The sequence below is a fragment of the Priestia aryabhattai B8W22 genome (assembly GCF_000956595.1).
GTDB lineage: Bacteria > Bacillota > Bacilli > Bacillales > Bacillaceae_H > Priestia > Priestia aryabhattai.
Map to the genome: position 1 here is coordinate 1 of NZ_JYOO01000062.1, position 4,977 is coordinate 4,977.

Here is a 4,977-nt window from a genome sequence, read left to right on the forward strand (position 1 = left end):
CTGCCGCTCTTAAGCGACTTTATTATCTTATCAAGTTACCGACGTAATGTCAACAACTTTTTAAAATTCTTTTTTCAGCTTCGTTGTTACCGTTATGTCTCAACGACGCTTTATAATAATAAAATATATCTTTATTAAAGTCAACAGTTTTTAAGAAAAAAATTCGAAACCATTACTTTTTGATTCAGATAGCTGTTTTATCTAGATCATATCATTATATTGTAGGCAAAAGCTAGGTTTAAACTTTGCCTTCTATATTCTTGAACTCTTCACTTTTTCAATTTCTTCATTTATCAAGAAATTGAAAAAGAGCTGTCCATTAGACAGCCCTTTCTTATTTCCCTTTAAAACTAGGTCTTCTCTTCTCAGCAAATGCTTGAAGCGCCTCTAGACGATCTTCTGTCGGAATTGTTAACTCATATGCTTTTCGTTCAATTTGCAAACCAGTCTGCAAATCAGCCTTCATTCCTTCTTTGATAGCAAATTTTGCTTGCTGAATTGCAATTGGCCCATTTTTCAATAAAAGCGAGATAAAAATATCTGTTGTTTCTTCTATTTGATATCCAGGAGCTACCTTCGTTACTAGACCACATTCTTTCGCTTCTGATGCCGTGAGGCGCTGAGCTGTTAAAATTAGTTCCATTGCTTTTGCTTCCCCAACTAAGCGGGGGAGACGCTGTGTTCCTCCTGCGCCTGGTATAATCGCTAAGCTTGTTTCCGTTAAACCCATAAGCGCTTCTGTTGAAGCAATCCGGAAATCACATGCTAAAGCAAGCTCCATTCCTCCTCCAAATGCATATCCGTTGATGATTGCTATCGTTGGCTGAGGAAGCTGCTCTATCTTAGAAAACACTTCTCCTATTTTGTAAATATTGCGCTTTACCTCTTGGTCAGAGAGGGTTTTACGTTCTTTTAAATCGGCACCTACACTAAAAGATTTTTCACCTGCCCCTTTAAACGTTACAACTCGAACATCTTTTTGAATACGAATCCCTTCAATTACTTCTTCCAATTCTTTAAGCATATCGTAATTAAAAGCATTCATCGCTTCCGGACGGTTCAGTATCACATGGGCGACGTGTCCCTTTATTTCATAAGAAATAGATGACATTCTTTTACCACCTCCAACTTGAAATCGCTTTCATTTCATCACTCCTGAGATACCTGCTGCTTCAGTGCACGCCTTAAAATTTTTCCCGTTGTATTTTTAGGAAGTTCTTTTAAAAATTCAATTTCACTTGGCACTTTATATTTAGCAAGATGCTCTTTGCAGTAGGCAATAAGCTTCTCTTCCGTTATCTCTTGATTATTGCACACCACGTAACACTTCACACATTCACCTAAAGAAGGATCAGGAACTCCGATAACAGCCACTTCTACAATATCCTGATGCGCATATAGCACTTCTTCTACTTCGCGAGGATAAACATTATATCCTCCTACAATAATTAAATCTTTTTTACGGTCAACGATATAAAAATAACCTTCCTTATCCATTCTTGCTAAGTCACCTGTATACAGCCAACCATCTCGGAGAGCATATTCCGTGTCTTCAGGAAGCTTGTAATACCCTTTCATCACGTTAGGGCCTTTGACGATAAGTTCGCCGACTTGTCCTACTTCCACTTCTTCTCCTAGTTCGTTTACCACTTTATTTTCAACATTCATAATAGATGTGCCTATAGAACCGGCTTTTCTCTCTCGGTCAATCGGATTGAAACACGTCACAGGAGAAGCCTCAGATAATCCATACCCTTCTGCTACCATTACTCCAAACTTACGTTCAAAATGGGTTAGAAGTGCCACCGGCATTGATGCCCCGCCTGATATACAAAGCCTTACCGTGTGAAAGTGCTCTTTTTTCCCTTTGTCATGCTGAAGTAAGAAATTATACATTGTCGGAACACCAGCAAAAATAGTCGCTTGTCGATTTTGAATTAATTCAAATATAGAAGATGGACTGAATTTTGGTTCAATTAATATCGTTCCTCCATTCATTAAAGGCGCATTCAATGAAACAGTTAAACAAAATACGTGAAACATCGGCAAAGCAGCTACGACTCGGTCATTCCCATTTATACTTAAATAATCTGCTACGTCTTGAGCGTTTGAATAAATATTCTTATGCGTAAGCATAGCTCCTTTTGGTTTTCCAGTCGTTCCTGACGTATACAGAATGATGGCCACATCTTCTTCTTTTAACTCCAGAAAATCATATGTAGCTTCCCCTCTGTTTACAACCTGCGAAAACGTGTGAAAATAAGAAGGGATATTTTCCACTGTATCTGTCGTTTCACATAAGATAACGTGTTCCAAAAATGGAGTGTGTCCAATGATTTTCTTTAAAACAGGGAGAAGTAAATCAACCGCAATAACTCCTTTTACATCTCCATCCTGAAGCATGTAGCTAATTTCATCCGCTGTGTAAATAGGATTAATGGGTATAACGGTAGCTCCTACTCGAAGGGCACCGTACAATCCAATAACAAAATGAGGCGAGTTGCCGACAATCAAAGCGATATGATCTCCTTTTTTTACACCTAATTGCTTCAGACCATTAGCAAACTTAGATACCGATGCATCAAGATCTGCATAAGATGTTTCCTGATCCATAAAAACATATGCCGATTTTTGTGGAAATTGCTCAGCTGTGTTATGAAGCTGTGCTGACAAATTCATCTCATAACTTCCTCCTTTTAATAACGAATGAATGAACAACCATTCATTATTAAGTCATAATAATGGAAAAATTCTTACTTCTTCTATTCTATTATAATGTTACTGCTGTTCTATTGACAAGACTCATCTGTTTAAAAAGAAAAAAAGCCTGACGTAGCAGACTTTTTTCTTAATAGATTAATTCAACAAACTCTTCTTTTGTAATATTACCAAAATAATGTGGAATATCGATGTCTTCTAAAGCTTGTTCAATAGAAGCTTTTTCATAACGAACACCTGTTAATTTTTCCTGTACTTCCTGGACATCCCCCACTCCAAAGAAATCTCCATAAATGGTGCAAGCATCGATTTTCCCTTTATTCACTTCTAAACGAACGTCAATTTGTCCCACAGGAAAGCGGTGAGAGTGCTGTAAGTTAAATTTAGGTGATTTTCCATAGTTCCAATCCCATGACTGGTAGCGCTCTTTAGAAATTTGATGAATCATTTCCCAATCTTTTTCCGTTAGTTTATATTCTGTTATATTTTCTTCTCCCTCAAAGATATACCGAAGCAGCATTTCTCTAAATTCTTCCACCGTTACTTTCTGTTCTAAAAATTCGCTGATATTTGCTACTCTATTTCGAATAGACTTAATGCCTTTGGATTCAATTTTATCTTTTTTTACTTTTAACGCTGATACCACGTTTTCAATCTCTGAATCAAAAAGAAGAGTTCCATGGCTGAACATTCTTCCTTTCGTCGAAAACTGAGCATTTCCAGAAATTTTACGTCCTTCGGCCATTAAATCATTTCGTCCGCTTAACTCAGCATTAACTCCTAATTTCTTTAACGCTTCCACGACTGGCTCGGTAAACTTTTTAAAATTATGAAAGCTATTTCCATCGTCTTTCGTAATAAAGCTGAAGTTTAAATTTCCTTTATCATGATAAACGGCACCGCCTCCAGATAGACGTCTCACTACATGAATATGCTGATCTTCAACATATTTTGTATTAATCTCCTCAATGGTGTTCTGGTTTTTTCCAATAATAATAGAAGGTTCATTAATATAAAACAGCAGATATGTCTCATTAATATCTAGATGCTTGAGCGCATACTCTTCAATTGCTAAATTAATTCGGGGATCATAATTTTTTTGATTATCAATAAATAACATTCATTTTCCTCCTTGTTATTCCCATACGTATCCTGATTCAGCTAACGTGAGCGTACCTCGATAATGAGCAGCAGCTTCCTCTACTAGCTGCTGATGTTCGCCGTAGTGGGGAAGGTGAGTAAGCATGAGTTGTTTGACACTTGCTTTAGAAGCAAGTGTACCGGCTTCTGTACTTGTCATGTGTCCAGCGCCGCTTCCATCTTGGCTAGCATAAAAATTACATTCACAAATAAGAAGATCTGCATTTTCTGAGAAGGAAACAAATTCTTCTAAATAGCTCGAGTCCGCTGTATACACGACGGTTTGATTGCCAGCACTTATTCTCATGGCATAACAAACGACTGGATGTTTTGTTTTCATAAATTCGATTGTAAAAGGCCCAACTTCAAGTTTTTGACTGGGATCGTACTCTACCCCTTTGGTAATTCCTTTATGAGTAAGTTTGTTGAAGCTTTCCTGATCATATGTATGTCCGTAAATAGAAAGTTCTCTAACAGCGTTCCCTAGATGAGTCTGAATGAGGCGAGCATATTGGAATACTCCGACATCAGCCACGTGATCATGATGATAATGAGATAAAATCATAGCATCTATTTCTTCTGGATTTGCATATTTTTGCAGCTGAGCCAATGCACCGCTTCCGCAATCAACAAGCAGCTGAAATCCATCGTGCTCAATTAAATAGCTAGAAGTAGCTTCTGAAACAGCAGGATACCCTCCCCAAAAACCAATAACAGTTACTTTCATTTCAATCACCCTTTCGTACTATTTTTATTACGTTCAGTATACCCTACTTTTTTTTGAAAACTAACTGAAAGGCACTCGTTTCCGCCATTTTATCGAAATAACTCATTGTTATATAACAAATAACCACTTAGAATAGCAAAATAGGCTAAATTGTTATAAAACATAATTGACATTTTATCATCTGTTATAATACAATGTTAGTAACAAAAACAACGGAGGGGATTTAAAATGTTAGAAAAAATGACTGAATTTTTCAAAAGATTACCCAATAAAAAGTGCGTAGAATGCGGAAACGATATCGAGGAACAGCATGAGTGCTACGGAAACAAATGCGATCACTGTCTAGATATCATGAAATAAAAAAAGCTGAAACTGTTTTATAACAGTTTCAG

Annotated in this window: 5 protein-coding genes; 1 reads left to right on the plus strand and 4 read right to left on the minus strand. The window is 37.0% G+C overall.

Features of this window, described 5'->3' with window-relative positions:
* Positions 1–334: 334 nt before the first annotated feature.
* The 4 genes from N178_RS25305 to N178_RS25320 form a co-directional block, all read right to left on the minus strand.
* On the minus strand, positions 335–1,111 hold the full coding sequence (locus tag N178_RS25305; protein ID WP_045295615.1) for an enoyl-CoA hydratase-related protein: 777 nt from the start codon (positions 1,109–1,111) through the stop codon (positions 335–337).
* Between the two features lie 38 nt (positions 1,112–1,149).
* Positions 1,150–2,679 carry a fatty acid--CoA ligase family protein gene (locus N178_RS25310; RefSeq protein WP_045295617.1) on the minus strand — a complete coding sequence of 510 codons (1,530 nt, stop codon included), beginning with the start codon at positions 2,677–2,679 and terminating at the stop codon, positions 1,150–1,152.
* Between the two features lie 169 nt (positions 2,680–2,848).
* Entirely contained in the window at positions 2,849–3,838 is a 990-nt protein-coding gene (locus tag N178_RS25315) for a lipoate--protein ligase (protein ID WP_045295619.1), read from the minus strand.
* A gap of 15 nt (positions 3,839–3,853) precedes the next feature.
* Complete coding sequence (locus tag N178_RS25320; RefSeq protein WP_045295620.1) at positions 3,854–4,585, minus strand: MBL fold metallo-hydrolase; 732 nt, start codon at positions 4,583–4,585, stop codon at positions 3,854–3,856.
* A gap of 228 nt (positions 4,586–4,813) precedes the next feature.
* On the opposite strand from N178_RS25320, the gene yhfH reads away from it, so the two are divergent.
* On the plus strand, positions 4,814–4,945 hold the full coding sequence (gene yhfH, locus N178_RS26490) for a protein YhfH (protein WP_013055337.1): 132 nt from the start codon (positions 4,814–4,816) through the stop codon (positions 4,943–4,945).
* Positions 4,946–4,977 lie beyond the last annotated feature (32 nt).

Bases quoted from the DNA above. Each gene is read 5' to 3' on its own strand.
- N178_RS25305 (WP_045295615.1), bottom strand. From the start codon at position 1,111: ATGTCATCTATTTCTTATGAAATAAAGGGACACGTCGCCCATGTGATA.
- N178_RS25310 (WP_045295617.1), bottom strand. From the start codon at position 2,679: ATGAATTTGTCAGCACAGCTTCATAACACAGCTGAGCAATTTCCACAA.
- N178_RS25315 (WP_045295619.1), bottom strand. From the start codon at position 3,838: ATGTTATTTATTGATAATCAAAAAAATTATGATCCCCGAATTAATTTA.
- N178_RS25320 (WP_045295620.1), bottom strand. From the start codon at position 4,585: ATGAAAGTAACTGTTATTGGTTTTTGGGGAGGGTATCCTGCTGTTTCA.
- yhfH (WP_013055337.1), top strand. From the start codon at position 4,814: ATGTTAGAAAAAATGACTGAATTTTTCAAAAGATTACCCAATAAAAAG.